The 16,770-nt window shown below is 61.4% G+C and carries 17 protein-coding genes and 2 pseudogenes; 14 read left to right on the forward strand and 5 right to left on the reverse strand.

Features of this window, described 5'->3' with window-relative positions:
- Positions 1-247: 247 nt before the first annotated feature.
- The gene (locus E3O48_RS16235) at positions 248-943 is read right to left on the reverse strand and encodes an alpha/beta fold hydrolase (protein ID WP_166788733.1); all 696 of its coding nucleotides are present in this window, start codon (positions 941-943) and stop codon (positions 248-250) included.
- Between the two features lie 306 nt (positions 944-1,249).
- On the opposite strand from E3O48_RS16235, the pseudogene E3O48_RS18405 reads away from it, so the two are divergent.
- From E3O48_RS18405 to E3O48_RS16255, 4 genes and pseudogenes are all read left to right on the forward strand, one after another.
- Positions 1,250-1,497, forward strand: a pseudogene (locus E3O48_RS18405) (transposase); the annotation flags it as partial.
- 271 nt (positions 1,498-1,768) lie between these two features.
- Positions 1,769-2,032, forward strand: coding sequence for a helix-turn-helix domain-containing protein (locus E3O48_RS16245; RefSeq protein WP_134540481.1), 264 nt, complete (start codon positions 1,769-1,771; stop codon positions 2,030-2,032).
- Positions 2,029-3,306 carry a HipA domain-containing protein gene (locus E3O48_RS16250; protein ID WP_134540484.1) on the forward strand — a complete coding sequence of 426 codons (1,278 nt, stop codon included), beginning with the start codon at positions 2,029-2,031 and terminating at the stop codon, positions 3,304-3,306. The genes E3O48_RS16245 and E3O48_RS16250 overlap by 4 nt, the downstream gene beginning before the upstream one ends.
- A gap of 487 nt (positions 3,307-3,793) precedes the next feature.
- On the forward strand, positions 3,794-4,837 hold the full coding sequence (locus E3O48_RS16255; protein WP_134540487.1) for a sensor domain-containing diguanylate cyclase: 1,044 nt from the start codon (positions 3,794-3,796) through the stop codon (positions 4,835-4,837).
- A 555-nt stretch (positions 4,838-5,392) separates the two neighbouring features.
- Here the strand turns inward: E3O48_RS16255 and E3O48_RS16260 are convergent.
- From E3O48_RS16260 to E3O48_RS18410, 3 genes and pseudogenes are all read right to left on the reverse strand, one after another.
- Positions 5,393-5,668 (reverse strand): glutaredoxin domain-containing protein, encoded by a 276-nt coding sequence (locus E3O48_RS16260; RefSeq protein ID WP_134540490.1) that lies wholly within the window; start codon positions 5,666-5,668, stop codon positions 5,393-5,395.
- 199 nt (positions 5,669-5,867) lie between these two features.
- A pseudogene (locus E3O48_RS16265) lies at positions 5,868-6,533 on the reverse strand (alpha/beta fold hydrolase); the annotation flags it as partial.
- A 12-nt stretch (positions 6,534-6,545) separates the two neighbouring features.
- On the reverse strand, positions 6,546-6,716 hold the full coding sequence (locus tag E3O48_RS18410) for an alpha/beta fold hydrolase (RefSeq protein WP_370250266.1): 171 nt from the start codon (positions 6,714-6,716) through the stop codon (positions 6,546-6,548).
- A 284-nt stretch (positions 6,717-7,000) separates the two neighbouring features.
- Here E3O48_RS18410 and E3O48_RS16270 point away from each other — a divergent pair, with 284 nt between their 5' ends.
- From E3O48_RS16270 to E3O48_RS18415, 9 genes are all read left to right on the forward strand, one after another.
- Positions 7,001-7,777: a DeoR/GlpR family DNA-binding transcription regulator gene (locus E3O48_RS16270; protein WP_134540492.1), complete on the forward strand. Its 777-nt coding sequence runs from the start codon at positions 7,001-7,003 to the stop codon at positions 7,775-7,777.
- Entirely contained in the window at positions 7,774-8,229 is a 456-nt protein-coding gene (locus tag E3O48_RS16275) for a PTS sugar transporter subunit IIA (RefSeq protein WP_134540495.1), read from the forward strand. Before E3O48_RS16270 ends, E3O48_RS16275 begins: the two co-directional genes overlap by 4 nt.
- Before the next feature lie 16 nt (positions 8,230-8,245).
- Positions 8,246-8,524: a PTS galactitol transporter subunit IIB gene (gene gatB / locus E3O48_RS16280; RefSeq protein WP_134540497.1), complete on the forward strand. Its 279-nt coding sequence runs from the start codon at positions 8,246-8,248 to the stop codon at positions 8,522-8,524.
- A 91-nt stretch (positions 8,525-8,615) separates the two neighbouring features.
- Entirely contained in the window at positions 8,616-9,986 is a 1,371-nt protein-coding gene (locus E3O48_RS16285; RefSeq protein WP_134540500.1) for a PTS galactitol transporter subunit IIC, read from the forward strand.
- Positions 9,987-10,042: 56 nt separating this feature from the next.
- Complete coding sequence (locus E3O48_RS16290) at positions 10,043-11,086, forward strand: galactitol-1-phosphate 5-dehydrogenase (RefSeq protein ID WP_134540503.1); 1,044 nt, start codon at positions 10,043-10,045, stop codon at positions 11,084-11,086.
- 2 nt (positions 11,087-11,088) lie between these two features.
- On the forward strand, positions 11,089-12,069 hold the full coding sequence (locus tag E3O48_RS18240; RefSeq protein WP_134540506.1) for a 1-phosphofructokinase family hexose kinase: 981 nt from the start codon (positions 11,089-11,091) through the stop codon (positions 12,067-12,069).
- Positions 12,056-12,931 carry a class II fructose-bisphosphate aldolase gene (locus E3O48_RS16300; protein WP_134540509.1) on the forward strand — a complete coding sequence of 292 codons (876 nt, stop codon included), beginning with the start codon at positions 12,056-12,058 and terminating at the stop codon, positions 12,929-12,931. Before E3O48_RS18240 ends, E3O48_RS16300 begins: the two co-directional genes overlap by 14 nt.
- A 10-nt stretch (positions 12,932-12,941) precedes the next feature.
- On the forward strand, positions 12,942-13,214 hold the full coding sequence (locus E3O48_RS16305; RefSeq protein ID WP_134540512.1) for an HPr family phosphocarrier protein: 273 nt from the start codon (positions 12,942-12,944) through the stop codon (positions 13,212-13,214).
- Positions 13,215-13,731: 517 nt separating this feature from the next.
- A complete protein-coding gene (locus E3O48_RS18415) occupies positions 13,732-14,172 on the forward strand; it encodes a TetR/AcrR family transcriptional regulator C-terminal domain-containing protein (protein WP_370250271.1) in 441 nt (146 codons plus the stop codon).
- 315 nt (positions 14,173-14,487) lie between these two features.
- Here the strand turns inward: E3O48_RS18415 and E3O48_RS16310 are convergent, their stop codons facing one another.
- Positions 14,488-15,573, reverse strand: coding sequence for a serine hydrolase (locus E3O48_RS16310; RefSeq protein WP_166788735.1), 1,086 nt, complete (start codon positions 15,571-15,573; stop codon positions 14,488-14,490).
- Between the two features lie 1,047 nt (positions 15,574-16,620).
- On the opposite strand from E3O48_RS16310, the gene E3O48_RS16315 reads away from it, so the two are divergent.
- Positions 16,621-16,770: CsbD family protein (locus tag E3O48_RS16315; RefSeq protein ID WP_134540518.1), on the forward strand; the 150-nt coding region annotated here is incomplete at its 3' end.

The following is a 16,770-nucleotide window of genomic DNA, read 5'->3' on the forward strand; positions in this document are numbered from 1 at the left end:
AGTGCCATTTCCGCACCCTACCGAATATTCGAGGCCAGCCCCATAACGATCTGGCGCGACAAGCGTCCCTCTTACGGCGTTCGCTTAACCGGTTGAACGGACGTGTCCGGACGTATTGCCAAGTCCGGAAACGCAGAATTACCCCGAAGTCGCATCGGGCGGTGCAGAAGGTTTTGCCGAGGCGTCCCGGACACACGCAGGCCCGGTGGCGACCGCCATCGGGCGGCATCACATGGCTGCGATTCAGCTATTTAGATGAGTCGAGCCATGTGTCTACGGCGTCTCGTGCGGCGGCGGGCCGTTCATGGAACAGGAAGTGGCCGGCGCCCTCGATGATGGTGAATGTGGCTGCGGGCATTGCGGCGGCTGTCTCTTCGGCGGCGTCGAGGGGAATGAGGCGATCTGAGGCCCCATGGATGATCGCTGTTGAACACGTTATCGACGGCAGCATCGAGCGGAGGTCAGCGCGCTGAACGACAGCACGCTGCTGGCGCAGGAAGGCGCCTGGGCCAATTGGCGCCGTCATTGCCCGCCATGTGGCCAGCAATGCCTGGTCAGACTCGTTGTCTGCTGCGACGACGCCGGGGAAGGCGGCCTCGACGAGAGCGTCGAAATGCCCGTCCTCGACGAGTGCGGATTGGCTGGACCGCGCCTTGACCTGCTCCGTGGTGTCGGCTCGGGCGGACGTGCTCACGAGTGCGAGGGCGGTGACCCGGTCGGGTGCTTGCCGGACGACTTCCAAGGCGACGTACCCTCCCATGCTCGTACCAAGAATGGCGAATTCTCCGGCGTTCTCGCGGAGAATCCGTTCAGCCATTGCCGCGATCGTGTCGTCATGGCGGGTGTCGGCCAAGGTGACCTGACCGTGGGACCAGACAGTGTCGATCACCGGCGCGTACGCGAGGGGGGAGCAGAGCAAAGGCGGCACCATGACGATCTTCATGTATCCATTCTCACGGGACCCACCGACAGTCGAGTCGAACGCCACCTCCCAACGTCCAGTTGAATGAGGCGAGCGTGAGTTCATTTGGCTTGTTCTGCCTGGATGGTTGAGGTTGGTGTGTCGATCCAGGCCGCGGCTGGGGCGCCAAGGATCTTTGGCTCGCCTCTGGTGCTGAAGCGCTCGCGGCTGGGACGGCGAAGCAGCCAGGCACGCCACCACCGCGGCAGCCCTCACCAGCCACCTCCGCCAAGTCCGACGTTGACACCAAAACCCCAATCCCCGTGACCTGACAACGAGAGCCGGTTAATCGAACGACTCAACAGAGAGGTCAAACGCCGCACCGACGTCGTGGGCGTGTTCCCCAACCCGCAGCCCGGCTCCGCCTCGCAGGGGCCGTCCTCGTCGAGCAACACGACGAGTGGGAAGCCGGCGCCCGCCGCTACCTCTCCGAAGACTCCATGCGCCAGCTGGACGCCTTCAACACCGCCCTCACCACCCCCGACGCCGGCACGCTGACGGGGGTGATTCCCATTCCCGAGCTCAGTGCTGCGTAATCAAATCAACTGACCCGCACGGCGTCGAGAAACTCCATCACTGAGCGGGACGTGACCTTTTCTAGAGTCCCGCGCAGCCAGCTCAATGTGCCACCTAGCGATCACAGGATGCCGCCAGTTGCAAGGCCACAGCGGCATACTTATTTAATCGGTTGACCGGGGTGAGCGATGTTTCGCTTGGGTAAAAGCGGGCAATAACCCACTTTACGGGATGTGGACAATAATCCATAATACTGAGTGTGGTCGATGATCCGCACTCGAGGGGAGAAGCTTGAACGTCTACAACGCCCGGGATCTGGGTGCGGCTGCCCGCCAGAAGCGCGAAGCGCTCGGGCTGACGCAGCAGGCCGCGGCCGATGCGGCCGGCGTGTCTCGTGAGTGGCTGGGGGGCTTCGAGTCCGGAAAGCCCGGTGTGTCCCTGTCCCGCGTCTTCACTGTGTTACATACCCTGCACCTGGGCCTCGAACTCGCCGAGATGAAGGCCGACGAGGATACGGCCCTCGACGACGTGTTCGCGGATCTGGACAGGCCATGACCCGTGAACTGAGCGTGTACCTCGACGGTACCCGCGCGGGCACCTTGCGCCAGACCAGCCACGGCAATACCACGTTCCGGTACGAGGATGACTACGGCGCGAGCCGCCGGGCAGCTCCCACGCCCGTTTCCCTGTCTATGCCGGTGGCCCGCCGAGAGCACCCGGCGCGCGTCGTTATGCCGTTCCTGCAGGGTCTCCTGCCGGACAGTCCTACGAAACTCGCCCAGCTTGCCCGGGATTATCAGACCTCGCCCCGCAACGCTTTCGGGCTCCTCGCCCATGTGGGCAGGGATTCCGCTGGTGCTGTTCAGGTGCTACCGCCTGGTGAGGACTCCACCGATGCCGCAACCCGGCAGGGCGATGTCACACCGCTCACGAATGCCAACGTGGGTGAAGTCATCGCGGACCTCATCGAACACTCCGACACGTGGGGCCGTAGCCGCGCCGACATGCATTGGTCCCTGCCTGGCGCCCAACCCAAGGTCGCCCTGTTCCGCTTCGACGACGGCTCCTGGGGTACCCCGAACGATTCGACCCCCACGACCCATATTTTGAAGCCGGCCGTCGCGCCGTACACCGACCATGACGTGAACGAGCACGTGACGTTGGGCGCGGCCCGGATACTGGGCCTGACCGTGTCCCAGCACGAGCTGATGACCACCGACCAAGGCCACCGGGTGTTCGTGTCTACCCGGTACGACCGGCGGAAGGTCGGCGGCCGGTGGGTTCGACTGCACCAAGAGGACCTGTGCCAGGCGCTGTCTGTGGCCCCGGACATGAAGTATCAGCAGGACGGTGGCCCGGGCGTCAACCAGATAGCAGGACTGTTCGACAATCTCTCCGACGCCCGGGACCAGGCCGACAGCCGCCGCCGGTTCTTTGATGCTTTGGTGTTCAATGTGAGCGCCGCGTGTACCGACGCCCACGCCAAGAACTTCTCCATGCTTCTCTCCGGCCGTCGGGCGACCCTGGCGCCGCCTTATGACGTGGGTACCCACGCCCCATATCCGGCGGCGGAACCGCTACGCTCCGCGATGAAGGTCGACGACGAGTACACGATCGACGCCATCGGGCTGCCCGAACTCCTCAAAGCGGCCACCAAACTTCGCATCCGGGCCGACGTGGCCGCCGACCGGGTCGCCCACATCCGAACGAACATGGCTGCGGCGTTTGCGGATGCGGCCACGGCAACGACGGGGCCAGGAGTGCGAGGCTACGCCGCCACCGTCGCCAACTCCGTCCACGCGCTGGCGGCCGCCCGCGGCTGGTCCTGACCGCCCGTCTCGCCCGGTCCCGGGGCGAAGTCACCCCCAACTCTTGTGCAACAGGGGCGAGATACGAGGGTGACAGCTCGCTCTTACCCGCCGGCCGGGCATCCAGTTGGGCGATCACCAGGCAGGCCACCGGATCCTCTGAAAGTCCAACAAACGACGTGCGCAAAGTGTGGCCGACAAGGACGACGACCTGGGTGTGCCGAACTTTGAACGATGCTTGACCCCAAGGTGATCGAGGGCACCGATGACGGCCCATTCTGGCCCTCGGAGTGCAGTTTCGTTCGTCTCGTTCTGACCGGGCGGGGATGGGCTGCGATGACGTTGCCGAGAGGTCTGAAGGCGAGGTGTATCTCGCGCTGTTTCCCGGCCGCGGGGTACGTGAGAGTGTGTTCATGCAGCCGGACTGGGGCCAGGTGCACCGAGAGCTGGCCAGGGTCATCCAGTGTCGTAGAATTAGGGTTCGTGAAGATCGACCAGGAGCGTCCGGGTGAGCCTCGGTGAACCGGAGGATTTCGCCGTGACAGTGTCAGTGACGTCGCCCATTGATGACTCGGACCTATTCGAGGGTGTGATCACCGGGGTGCGTGATCCGCGCCGGCTCAAGGTTGTCGCCGACGCAGACCTACGAGGGTCCATGGCTGACCCTGATCTGGATGCGGTGGTTGCCACCCTGCGCCTGGCTTGCGCGGCGCCGATCGTCGTCGTGAACATCGTCAGTGCGGACCGGCAGACCTACGCGGCGGAGGTTGGTGTCGGGGCAGAATGCACGTCAGTACCGGACGCACTGTCCTTTTGTGCGGAGGTGGTTGACACGGGTCGGGCCACGACAGTCCCCGATGCCGCTGCGCATCCCGTCTACTGCCAGAACCCGATGGTACTCAGCGGCATTATCGGTTCATACGCGGGCGTCCCGCTTGTCGATAACGGCGTGGTTCTGGGCAGCGTGGCAATCTTCGACCACCATGCGCGAGTGTTCTCCGCTGACGTCCTGGACATCCTTCGTCACCAGGGGAAACTGGCTGGGTCTGTCCTCGCACTGCGCAGGTCGGCCCGCACGGACGCGTTGACCGGGTTGCCCAACCGTGCCCTTTACGCGGACCGCCTCGTGGGGGCGCTGGCGAGACTTGAGCGCAACGGTGGAATGGTCTGCGTGATGTACCTCGACATCGACGACTTCAAGATCATCAACGACACTCTCGGGCACGGCGGGGGCGACGACATCCTTATCGAGTTTGGGAGGAGACTAGCCAGCGTGTTGCGCCCCACCGATACGGTGGCGCGCTTCGGTGGGGATGAGTTCGTGATCCTCTGCGAGAACTTCGGTGGCGTCGGCGATGCCGAAAAGTTGGCGGCTCGGGTCGTGGCCGCGACCTCCACGCCATGGGATGCCCAGGGCTGGTTCATGCCTGTCCACGTGAGCATTGGTTTCGCCGTGACAGATTCTGCCACAACAGAGCCATCGGCATTGCTTCGTGACGCCGACTCCGCTATGTACTTGGCTAAGAATATTCCTGGCTCCATGTCGGTATAGGCACCCAGTCGGCGGACAGAGCCGCAATAGCCTCATCGTTGAGCCGTCTCAGCCAGTAGGTCATGACGGTGGGGGCTGAGGAGAGCGCGCCGCCCGCAGACCGCTAAGCCGTCGCGGGCGGCTTGTGCTCCCTCGGTCACCACGGTGCCCGAGGGGTCAATCCGGCAAATAATAAGTGGTGGGGTGGCAATATCTGCCTCCGCACCGACAGCGCCGACCACAGATATGACTCAGCCTTGGCTCGTCCCATGATCGCAGGGAGCTGCTGTCGCATCGCACGCTTGCCGAGTGACGTGCGTTTCCGCTTTGTGCGGATCTGAGGCATCCGATTCAGTACCCAAGATGGGGTCGCCAAAGTTTCTGGGATCTTAGACACGCTGGCCGAGCGCCTAGCCTTCGCGACACGGAGAACAGATGACTGGCTATGTGACAGATTCTGATTCCAGCGCGCGAGGGATCGTGTTGTCACGTAATCGAACGTATAAACGACAGGGGTCGATTGAGCTGCGCGTACTTCGGCCGGCGTCATCAGGGGCGAGACCGGCCTGGGCTTGATCACGCGTTCTCCTCCTTCGAGAGCAGCGTGAGTGCCGCGGCGTGCGCTGCGGCGATAGCGTTGATCTTGTCGGGCCTGAACCCTGTCCAGTGGTCGGCGTCGGTGATCACGACGGGTGCGGATCTGTAGCCGAGTTGGGTGACCAAGTCGGCGCCGGCCTGGTCGTGGACGAGGTCGACGGTTTCGTAATGCAGGCCGGCGTTGTCGAGTGCTTGTCTGGTCAGGGTGCATTGGATGCAATTCGGCAGCGTGTAGACCGTGAGTGGTTCTGGCATCGGTGGGGCCTCTTTTCATATCTCCCATTGCCTTTTGGCGAAGACTGTGCAACAGCGCCAAGGGTGAATGTGCAAGGAACTGAGAGTTCCGCGGGCCCAGCTCGATGCGCCGCCTAGCGATCACAGGATGCCGTCAAAGAGTCCCAAGGTTGTTCCCGATGACGCGTTCGCGGACCGGCGAGGGCCCTCGTCGGTTCCGCTACTTCGCGAGGAAGGCAAGCACGTGGCGGTTCCATTCGTCCTTGTGTGAAACGGTGACACCGTGAGGGGCATCTTCGATCACCACGAGTTCGCTGCCCGAGATAGCTTCGTGAGTGCGCTTGCCGCTGACCTCGAATGGCACGATGGTGTCGGAGTCGCCGTGTATTACCAAGGTCGGCACGGTGATTTTCGTCAGGTCATCGCGGAAGTCCGTCGTGGCGAATGCGGTTGTGCAGTCGAGCGTTCCCTTCGGTGACGCCATTTGGGCGATATCGAGGTTGTAGGCAATTTGTTCGGTGCTGACCTTCGGCATGTTGATCAGCGACGGCTTGCCGGCGCTGAAGAACATCTGAAGAAATTCGTGCAGGAATGCTGGCCGGTCTCCGGTCAAGCCGTCGTGGAACCATTGGGCGAGTTCGGCGTCGACACCTCCATCCGGGTTGTCATCTGATTTCCAGAGGTACGGCGGCACTGCACTGGCGAAGACGAGTTTCGCGATGCGATCGGTGCCGTACGTACTCACGTATCGGGCGAGCTCGCCGCCTCCCATCGAGAATCCGATCAGAGTGACGTCCCGCAGGTCAAGAGTGTCGAGAACGGCCTTCAGATCGGCGGCGAACGTGTCGTAGTCATACTCGTTCCATGGCTGTGATGACTGGCCAAACCCGCGACGGTCTTACGTGATAACTCTGTGACCGGCGTCGACCAGCGCGGGTACTTGACCCTCCCAAGATCTTCCGCTGAGGGGCCAGCCGTGGATTAGTACGACGAGCTTGCCGGCGCTGGCGTCTTCATAGTGCAACTCGACGTCGGACCCGTTGTGACTGGGAACGGTGATGAAAGGCATGTTCTCTCCTCGTAATCGTGATGGTTTGTTGGAGGCAACTGAAATTGTGGATTCTCGATAATCGGGATTCGCTGGGAGAAGGCTGAAGCGGGCCACGTTCGGGGGCGGCTAGACATTTTTGTGACTGGCCACGTCGCCCGCCCGTATAGCGCGCCATTGCGCCGCTACTGACGTTCTATAATTTGACATAGACTTGGCGATAGACAATAGTTACTTGTCAAGCGCCAAGCTGCTGCAAAGCGCACTTGACAGGTCGCTGGCGACCACTTGCGGGAGGTAAAAACATGAATCTCAAAGAGCGGCACGATCGCATCTTGGCCCGGCTCCGGGCCAATGAGACTGTTGAGATCGGCGAGCTCAGCAAGGTGCTTGAGGTCAGCCGTGAAACGGTCCGCAAGGATCTGTACGAACTCGAACGCGATGGTCTTCTGACCAAGGTGCGCGGCGGAGCCATCCTGACCTCAGGCGATGTCGAGACGGCGTACGACTTGCGCAAGGCGAAAGATGCTGAAGCGAAGAAGGCCATTGCGCGGCTCGCCGCTGGCCTCATCCAGCCTGGAGACACGGTGTTCCTCGATTACGGGACCACGAGTTTCATGGTCGCCGAAGAGCTCCTCCTCTTTGAGGGAATCACGGTGGTGACCAATACGCTCCCGATCGTCAACCTGCTCATCCCCAATACGAGCATCTCAATCATGATCCCGGGCGGGATCGTCCGGACGAATGAGAACTCGCTCTATGGCCCCTTCGGCGCCCGGAACATGGACCACTTGTTCATGAACATCGGCTTCTTTGGCTGCGCTGGCATTGACACTCGCGCTGGAATAACGAACCACAACATGTTCGAGACATCGTTCTCGACGTTGGCCATGGAGCACTGTCAAAAGGTCGTTCTGCTCGCCGACCACACCAAGTTCGATGTCGTCGCGGCCCATAAGACGGCGATTCCTGAGGATGTCGACCTCATCATCACAGACGAGGCCGTGCCGAGCGCGACCGTCCTGGCACTGCAAAAAGCTGGCGCGGATATCCAGATTGCTCACGAGATTGGCAACGCATGAAACTGGACCGGAATTTCATCTATCGGAACACGTCGTTCGTCGATCAAAATGCGTTCTTCAACGGTGTCGCATCCGACCTTTACGCTGCCGGTTATGTCACCGCGGACTACGCGCAGGCTTTGAAGGATCGCGAGGCGGAATTCCCGACCGGACTTCCTGTTCCCGGTGGCGTCGCGATTCCGCACACCGACGCGTCCCATGTCCTGAAGGACACCATCGCGGTGGCCACTCTTGCGAAACCGATTTCGTTTGGAGAAATGGGTGGCGACGACGATGACCTGGTCCAGGTGTCCCTGATCATGCTTCTCGTTCTCACGAGTGCTGCCGGTCACCTCGCTTTCCTGTCCGAGACCATCAAAGCAATTCAGGACCCTGTATTCGTCGCTGCCCTGATGTCGTCGTCGTCAGACGAGGACGTTCAAGAGCTCGTCACGCTCAAACTCAACATTTAGGTCATAGGAGATCATCATGAAGACAATTCTCGTCGCCTGCGGTGGAGCCGTTGCAACCTCGACAGTCGCTGCTGACAAGATCCGTACCCTCTGCCAGCTCCACCACATTGATGTGGACGTGCAACAGTGCCGAATCCAGGAGATCGCGATGCGGGCTGCGGATGTCGATCTGATCGTCACAACCGCGCGGGTAACCACTGACTACGGCACGCCCGTCATTCATGGGATCGCGTTCATTTCCGGAATCAATCTCGAGGCGACCGAGCAAAAGGTCCTCGACGCCCTTTCGAGCTGAATCAGCTCGAGGCCGGCTCCGTGCTGTGGGGGCCTTCAAGAATCCAGCGATACTGCGCCATCCATTTAGCAATTCAACTTAAGGACGAGTTATGAATTTCTTGCAGTACATCGTGGATCTCGGCCCCAGCGTCATGCTGCCGCTCGTGATCATGATCATCGGGTTGTGTCTCCGTCAGGGATTTGGAAAGTCTTTGATGTCGGGATTGACGATCGGTGTGGGTTTCGTCGGGATTGGCCTCGTAATCGGTCTGTTGACGAACAACCTCGGTCCCGCCGCATCCGACATGGCCAAGCATTTCGGAGTCGGTCTCAACGTCATCGACTTGGGCTGGCCAGGTACATCGCCCATGGCGTGGGCATCCTCAATGGGCCTGATCGCCATTCCGATCGCCATTGTGGTCAACGTCCTCATGCTCGTCACCAAGATGACCAAGGTCGTCAACGTCGACATCTGGAACATCTGGCACATGGCCTTCACCGGCATCATTGTTCAGATAGCCACCGGAAACGTCTGGGTGGGCATGGCTGCGGTCGCGATTCACGCAGCAATCGCCTACAAGCTCGGCGACATATTCGGGTCTGTTACCGACAACTACTTTGGACTCGATGGCGTAGCCATCCCTCACGGATCGTCCGCGACCATGGGCGTGATGGCATCTCCTATCGATGACCTCATCGAACTCATCCCGGGCGTTCGCAAGATCAACCTAACGACAGAGAAGCTTGAGCAACGGTTCGGCGTCTTTGGCCAACCATTGATAGTCGGCACAATCCTTGGGCTCGCTATCGGCCTTTTGGCCGGATATCAGGTCGGTGCGGCACTTCAATTGGGTGTCCAGATGGGTGCCGTAATGCTTCTTATGCCCATGGTCGTCAAGCTCATCATGCAGGGACTCCTGCCGATCGCCGCGGCCGCACAGAAGATGCTCCAGAAACATTTCAAGAGCGGCGATTACAAGGTCGGCCTCGACCCTGCACTTCTCTTGGGCGACACACAGGTTGTTGCTGCCGGACTCATGTTTGTGCCCTTGACCATCCTCATTGCGTTCATCGTTCCGGGCAACAAGGTGCTCCCATTTGGAGACCTCGCAACAATTGGCTTCTTCGTGGCCATGGCGGTCGGCGTCCACAAGGGCAACCTTTTCCGCACCTTGATTTCCGGATCAGTCATCATGTACATCACGATCTGGATCGCCAACCAAATGGTCGTCCTGCAGACGAGTCTGGCGGAACGGGTCAACCTGCTCGGCAAGGCCGATCAGGTCGGTTCCCTCGACCAGGGCGGTAACCCGCTTACCTTCTTGATGGCCAAGGGCTTCACCTGGGATGTCTCAATCGGGTTCTTCGTGATCTTCCTCCTCTATATCGGGTCCTTCGTCTACACCTACCTGAAGTACAAGAGAGGTACGCTCTACCGCGTCGCACTACCCGTCACTCAGAAAGCGGCGTCAAGACGATGACAGTCATATCGGTGCCGGGCACCACACCCACCTCTACCTCACCCAGCCGTCAGAGCATGAAGGCCCTTGCCGTAACCGGAATCGAAGAACTCGTCCTCACCGACATGGAGAAACCGATCGCTGGCCCGGGCGAAGTCGTGGTCCGGGTCGCCTACTGCGGAATCTGCGGGTCAGATTTTCCCCGCTATTTCGAAGGAGGAGTGCACGCCTTCCCGCAGGTGTTGGGCCACGAATTCTCCGGCGTCGTCGACTCGGTTGCCCCGGGAGTGACATCTGTCGATCCCGGCGACGCCGTCGTCGTCGCTCCACTCGTGCCGTGCGGCGACTGCAAGTACTGCCACCACGGACGCCCGGCACTGTGCTCGGACTACAGCTTCATCGGGTCACGCCGCCAGGGAGCGCTGGCGGAGTTTGTCAACGTGCCAGAACAGAATGTCCTGCCACTTCCGGAGTCGATGTCGCTTCGCGATGCCGCTCTCGTCGAACCGCTGACCATCGCAATCCATGGAATCGAACGAGTCAAGATTCCACAAGGTGCCCGGGTCGCTGTCTTTGGCGCAGGCGTGATCGGCTTGATGACCGTCATGGCGCTCAAGGCCCATGGCGCCGGAGAAGTCATCGTCGTCGACATCCAGGACGAAAAGCTGACACTGGCCCGCAATCTCGGAGCCGATGCGACCGTTCTTGGAACGGGGACAAAGGTGGACGACTACTTCGCCGTCCACGACCTGCCCGCGGTTTGCATCGAAACCGCAGGGAACTCAGCGACTCAGGCGCAGGCGCTTCAATATTGTGGCAAGGCCGGACAGGTCGTGTTCGTGGGAACTAGTACGCGAGATGTCGTGCTCAAGCCCGAAGTCTTTGAGAACATCCTCCGCGGCGAACTCGGCGTGACCGGTTCCTGGATGTCCTATTCGGCACCATTCCCCGGCCACGAATGGGCGGAAGCGATTCGGCTCATCCACTCCGGCGCGGTTCAGGTGGCACCACTCATCAGCAAAGTTTACGAACTCACGGATGGCACGCTCCCGTTCCGCGATGTTCGTGAAGCACATGGGACGATGCTGAAAATCCTCTATCGCATTGGCGGGGGCGAGTAGCCATGGCGCAGGACGGGAATGCTGCGGGCGCAATCATCACAGTGACACCCAACCCCGCTGTGGACGTCACCTACCGCCTTCCGCACGCCGTCTGGGGCGGAGTGAATCGGGTTGACAGCGTCACTCGACGCGCAGGAGGGAAAGGGGTCAATGTCGCCTGCGTCCTAGCGCAACTGGGACACGCAGCCCAGACCACGGGTTTTCTGGGGGGAGCTAACGGACAGTCCCTTTCTCAGCTGCTCGACTCCTATCCGATCGAACAGCAGTGGACACCGATCGAGGGGGAGACTCGCTGCACGACGGTAGTGGTTGATGAATCCTCCACGACCCTCCTCAATGAGCCCGGGCCGCGCGTTTCCGGGAACGATTGGGATCGGATTTCGGCCGAGATCTCAACCAGGTGCTCATCCGGAGACGTCGTTGTGCTCTCTGGTTCCTTTCCGCCCGGTACCCAGGCGAGGCATGTCCAGGGGTTCGTGTCGGCGGCCCGCCGCGCCGGCGCGCTCATCCTCGTTGATACGTCGGGCCCGCTCCTGGGTGCGGCTGCGGATTCCGGTGCCGACCTGCTGAAGCCCAACCAAGAGGAACTCCGGGAGGCCACAGGGATCGACGATGTCGTCGCCGGTGCCCGATCGCTCATTGCTCGAGGCGCAGGCACCGTGGCTGTCTCGTGCGGGGAAGAAGGGCTCGTCGTGGTTACCGGGAGAGGAGAAGGGGTGCGAGCGTGGCGAGCCGCTCCAGCGGAAATCGTGCACGGCAACCCAACTGGCGCCGGTGACGCAGCCGTTGCGGCACTTGCCCTGTTGCTCCAGCACGTAGCCGCTGGTGGAAACCTCGCCGAAATCGTGCCGGACCACCTCCGACAGACCGTCGCGTTGTCCGCTGCCGCAGTCGTGGCTCCCGTCGCCGGAGTCGTGGACCTGGCGTCCTACGCAAGATTCCTGAGCCAAGTAGAAGTGGAAGAGATCCATGTCCCTCTTTAGCCTTAAGGCCGCCGCGCGCTTGTGTGCGTCGGATGGCAGCGGCCTCGGCGCTTTCAACGTCGTTCATCTGGAAAGCGCCGAACGATTCGTATCTGCAGCAACGCGCGCCCGCCGCCCAGTGGTCCTGCAAATTAGCGAGAATGCCGTCAGCTTCCATGGAGGTCTAGCCCCCATCGCAACAGGTGTCCTGGCCATTGCCAGAAAAGCAGAGGTACCTGTCGTCGTTCACCTCGATCATGCCAAGCGCGTGGATCTCATCTTTGAAGCCGTGGACCTGGGATTCACCTCTGTGATGTTCGATGGATCGAAGCTTCCATTCGACGTGAACCAGAAGACAACCTCCGATGTCGTCACGCTTTGCCACGACAGAAACGTATCTGTGGAGGCAGAACTTGGTGAAGTCGGCGGCAAGAACGGAGTGCATGACCCGATCGCACGGACAGTCCCGGCGGAAGCGGCCCGATTTGTCGCCGCAACCGGGGTCGACTTGCTCGCTGTTGCCGTTGGTTCCTCCCACGCCATGACCACACGCGGAGCGACCCTCGACCTCGGACTGATCGGTGAACTTCGAGACGCAGTGCCCGTTCCTCTGGTCCTGCATGGCTCCTCGGGCGTCAGCGATCAAGGAATGCGAGAGGCAATCCAGGCCGGAATAACGAAGGTGAATGTCTCGACCCACTTGAACGTCATCTTCACGAATGCCATCAAGGACTTTCTTGAGCTAAATCCCGAAGTCGTCGATTCCCGAAAGTACTTCACGCAGGGCAATCGCCTAGTAGAAGCGGAAGTCGAGCGGCTCTTGCGATGGTATGCAGAACCGTCCTCCACCCGAACCCCCAGACTCACAAGCATCTCGCGATAGGAAACTTCCAATGCCCCAACGACTCGCCACGGTACGTTCTGCATCAGGTTTGCATGCTCGTCCCGCTCACGTCTTTGTTTCAGCCGCTAAGAAGTGCGGCCTCCCCATAACCATTTCAGTTGGAGACGGTGAACCGGTTGATGCAACGAGCATTCTGGCGATCATGGCTCTCGGAGCAGATTCGGGAACGACGGTGATGATGTCAGCAGAGGGCGAAAACGCCGCGGCCGAACTTGACCGACTCGCAATGATCATTGAGACCGATCAGGACGCGAAGGGATGAAGTATTGGAGTCGGTGTCCTTAGCGTCGTTTAGCGAGGTGTCGTAGCCCCGACACGCAACGCCGGACAGTGCTCCGCGCCTCTGAGCTTGACGCCTGGTTCCCGGGTCGAATCGGCAGCGCGACGGGTGCCTTGGTTAATCTCCCGCACCCGCTGAGGGACGTGAAAACAATCTCGTCGAGGTGGCCGATGATCCGCTTGGTCACGACATTCTCCGCGTTCTTGGCCGCCGCTGGCGAGTAGCCCTTTTTGGTACTCCAGTCCAAGTAGCTGGTACCCATGTTCTGGGCAGTTACTGCCGTGAAGTCGGCGATTTCAAGTCACAGCGGCGGCACGTCGGTCTCACTGCTGCGAGGAAAGTGACTGCTCCGCGCACCGAGTCGACGTCAAAGGCAACGGCGAGACCGGCTGCACTGAGCACACCTGCGGAAAGCATGCAAAAGCCCACGAAGTAGGAAATTGTCGGACCGTTCTCGGCGAGGTCGGCGAAAACAGGGGAACCGCCAGCGCACGGATACTTGGTCACCGGATTCCGTGGCGTCGGAGCTGCCACGAGACTCCCCGGATCTTGCTGCCGTCGCGCCGGGAGGACGGTCCGTTGTCGGGGGGCAAAGCTGCGAATTGTCGAACGGCGGCCTCTGGGTGAGGACACATCGGATTCTCTGGCGGTACGTATCGTCTACCGGTTGCACTCGGCCCAGATGGTCGGGTTGCACCGGCTGGTCATTGCCGAATCTTTGCGGTTTCCCGAACTCGCCCAGAAACTCTACGACAATGGAGACATGTGGCACATCGCCCGCCTTGCGGACCACGTTCGATCCGAATGCGGTCAGGAGGCGGTCATCCGTGCCGAACCGCTCTACGTCTTACTTTGGGCGAAGACTATCGGCGGAGGTTGCTTGGTCTGCTTGCACCTGCCAGCGGGGCTGAGGCAATCGATCACGCACGTTTCGCTTTGACCGTAGTTCGTCTAGATGGTTGACTCCAAGGGTCTGTGGTCGTATGCGATCAGCGATCGCCGCGCGTCGTCATCAAACCGAAAACCACATTGGCCGCGCATTGCGAACCGCCCAGCCGGTAGGTCTTGACCATCAGTCCCGCCATCTAAAGGGGTGTCTGAACCCAAGATAGGCCGCCATCGAGGTCGCCATCTCGGACGAGTTATCGTCCAATAGGGGAGAGCACGCCGGGCCAGGTGTTATCCGCGTTGCGAGAAGGGTCCGGGCGCGACCGATCCAGTGACGGGTGTCCACGATGATGTCCAACTGGTTCACCTATCTAACGGGGGCGGCGGGTAGTTGGCATACGGCGGTGGCCTGGAGGGTGGTGACGGTTTGTTCCTCCGACCAGGGCAGTGTCGATGGGGGCACCGTCGCGGTGGGTGCCGCGGGGGCGGTGGACGCAATTGTGGCTAGGCGCCGGGCGAGGGTCTGGGCGAAGGCGCCGCCCGCGCTGGAGTTGTTGAGCATGATCACCACCGTGAGTCCGGATGTCGGGTCGGACAATGTGGCTGAGATGAAACCGGGGATAGTGCCACCGTGTCCACGCAATGGTCCGAATTGTTCGGTGCCAAGACCGTGATTCTGCCAGGAGGGCAAGTCCGTCCCTCGCGGGCCGGCCGCCCATTGCGCTTTCGTGGACGTGCTGGAGAGGAGCCTGCCGTCGGCGAGGGCTTGTGTCCAGATTTTCATGTCGTCCAGTGTCGAGATGATACCGCCGGCGACCCCGCTCAGGGAGGTGGAGAGTGTGGTGTCGTCGTAGAGGCTCTCGCACACCATCTGGCCGGTGGCTGTGAGCGCCGTCGCGTATCCGTGCGGGTGTGGTCCGGGGATCTCCAGCTCGGTGGCAGCGGGGAAGGAGGTGTCGTTCAAGTCGAGCGGGTCGAAGAGGTACTGCCGATACAGTGAGGCCCAGTCCTGGTTGGTGGCAGCCTGGAGTGCCATTCCGAGCAACACGATGCCCGTGTCCGAGTGGGCCCAGGCTCCGCCGGGCGCGGTTAGGCGGGCACCGGCCAGACTGTTCGAGACGAGTTCCATGGGTGGCCACTGGCGAGTGGGATTGCTCACGAACTGCGCGGTGAGTGCCGCGCTGGTATCGGGCAGGCCGGATGTGTTCTGGCAGAGCTGGCCGAGGGTGATGTCGCCCACACCGACGACATGGTTGAGGTAGGTGCTGACCGGGTCGCTGAGCGCGACCCGGCCCTCGTCGACGAGGCGCAGCAGCACTGTGCAGGTCATCGCCGTGGTGTTCGTTCCGATCCGGAAGCGCATGTCCGTGCGGAGGGGGACTGCCCCGTTGATCGTCGTGGTTCCAGGGGAGGCAACCCAGTGGCCGGCCCACGGCGCCCAAACCCCGGCCACAGCGCCAGATGAACCAGAGAGCGCGATCGCGTCGATGAGGGCAGCATCGAGCCGGTCGGTGATGTCAGCAGAAAAAGGGGCATCAATCTGAGGCCGACCAGCCAGCGCCGGTGTGCACCCGGACATGAGCAATGAGGTGCCCACCATCATGGCGAGCACTAACGCCCCGCGCGCGCCGCTATTTCGGCTCCTCATGGCACCCACCCCGTGCTCAGCCCATCTGTCCGTTATCGAAAATACTAGACCCCCTCTGTGATCCGCGCGGTCCTCCGGCTGAGCAAGACCTAACCGGGCCCCCAACCCTGACACGTAGGGGATCGTCGGCACACACGCCAGCGTCGCTCGTGGGCGGTTAGCTGGACAGACCCGTCATCGTCACTTAATGTTTGACCGTCTGGAATCTGCGATCGCTTCGTTCGCTGCTGTCAGGTCGTTCTGAGCAGCGGCACCTATCCCTGCGTGTCGGGGTGACGCCGGACGGGGTGGCGTCCCACGGAGTGGCGAAATCTCCGCAGTTGGGCGGGGTGTTGGGGGAGTGAAGCAAAACGCCTTTCGGGCTTCCCGCCGACCCGAGTGAGGGCCGTCGGGAGGTTTCACTCGTAGTACTTGGTGCCCAGGCGATTGAGGGCGATATCAGTTCTCCCGCATATCGGGGAAGAGCCCGTCCGGTGGTGCCGTGTATGGCAACGGGGTGCAGATCGACCCCGAAGAGGGCGAGGAGTGGTGTAGCGGTCCGGGACCTTCCCATCATTCGGCGGGGAACCGGGGAAGGCAGGCAACGCGCCACGCTCGCTCGCATAGGAAAGCTATCCGCCGTGGTCGCCGGCGCCATCCGTTCACGCTGTCGTTTTCAGCCGCTTGGCGGGAGTGTTGCCGGTGCCGGGATCCTCAGCGCGAGTTGATTCACGAAAGCGGAGCTGGTGTCCAGTTCATTGTCGTGGCCTTGCCGCGAGAGTATCGTCAGAATAAAAGGGGCTCGCCCGGAACGCTGAAGATCCGATCAGTTGGTGCAGCGTCACGAGCTTCGACTGACGTGAGGTGGGAACAATGAGTGAGGCTGACAAGATCAGGAACGCGGCTGAAAAGGCCGCGGGGAAACTCAAGGAGAGCGCAGGCAAGATCGCGGGGGACAAGTCGCTCGAGACTGAAGGCAAGACCGATCAGGCCAAGGCGAGTCTGAAGCAGGCCGGCGAACAT

Origin of the sequence: Cryobacterium sp. HLT2-28 (assembly GCF_004402495.1) — a bacterium.
GTDB classification, from domain to species: domain Bacteria; phylum Actinomycetota; class Actinomycetes; order Actinomycetales; family Microbacteriaceae; genus Cryobacterium; species Cryobacterium mannosilyticum.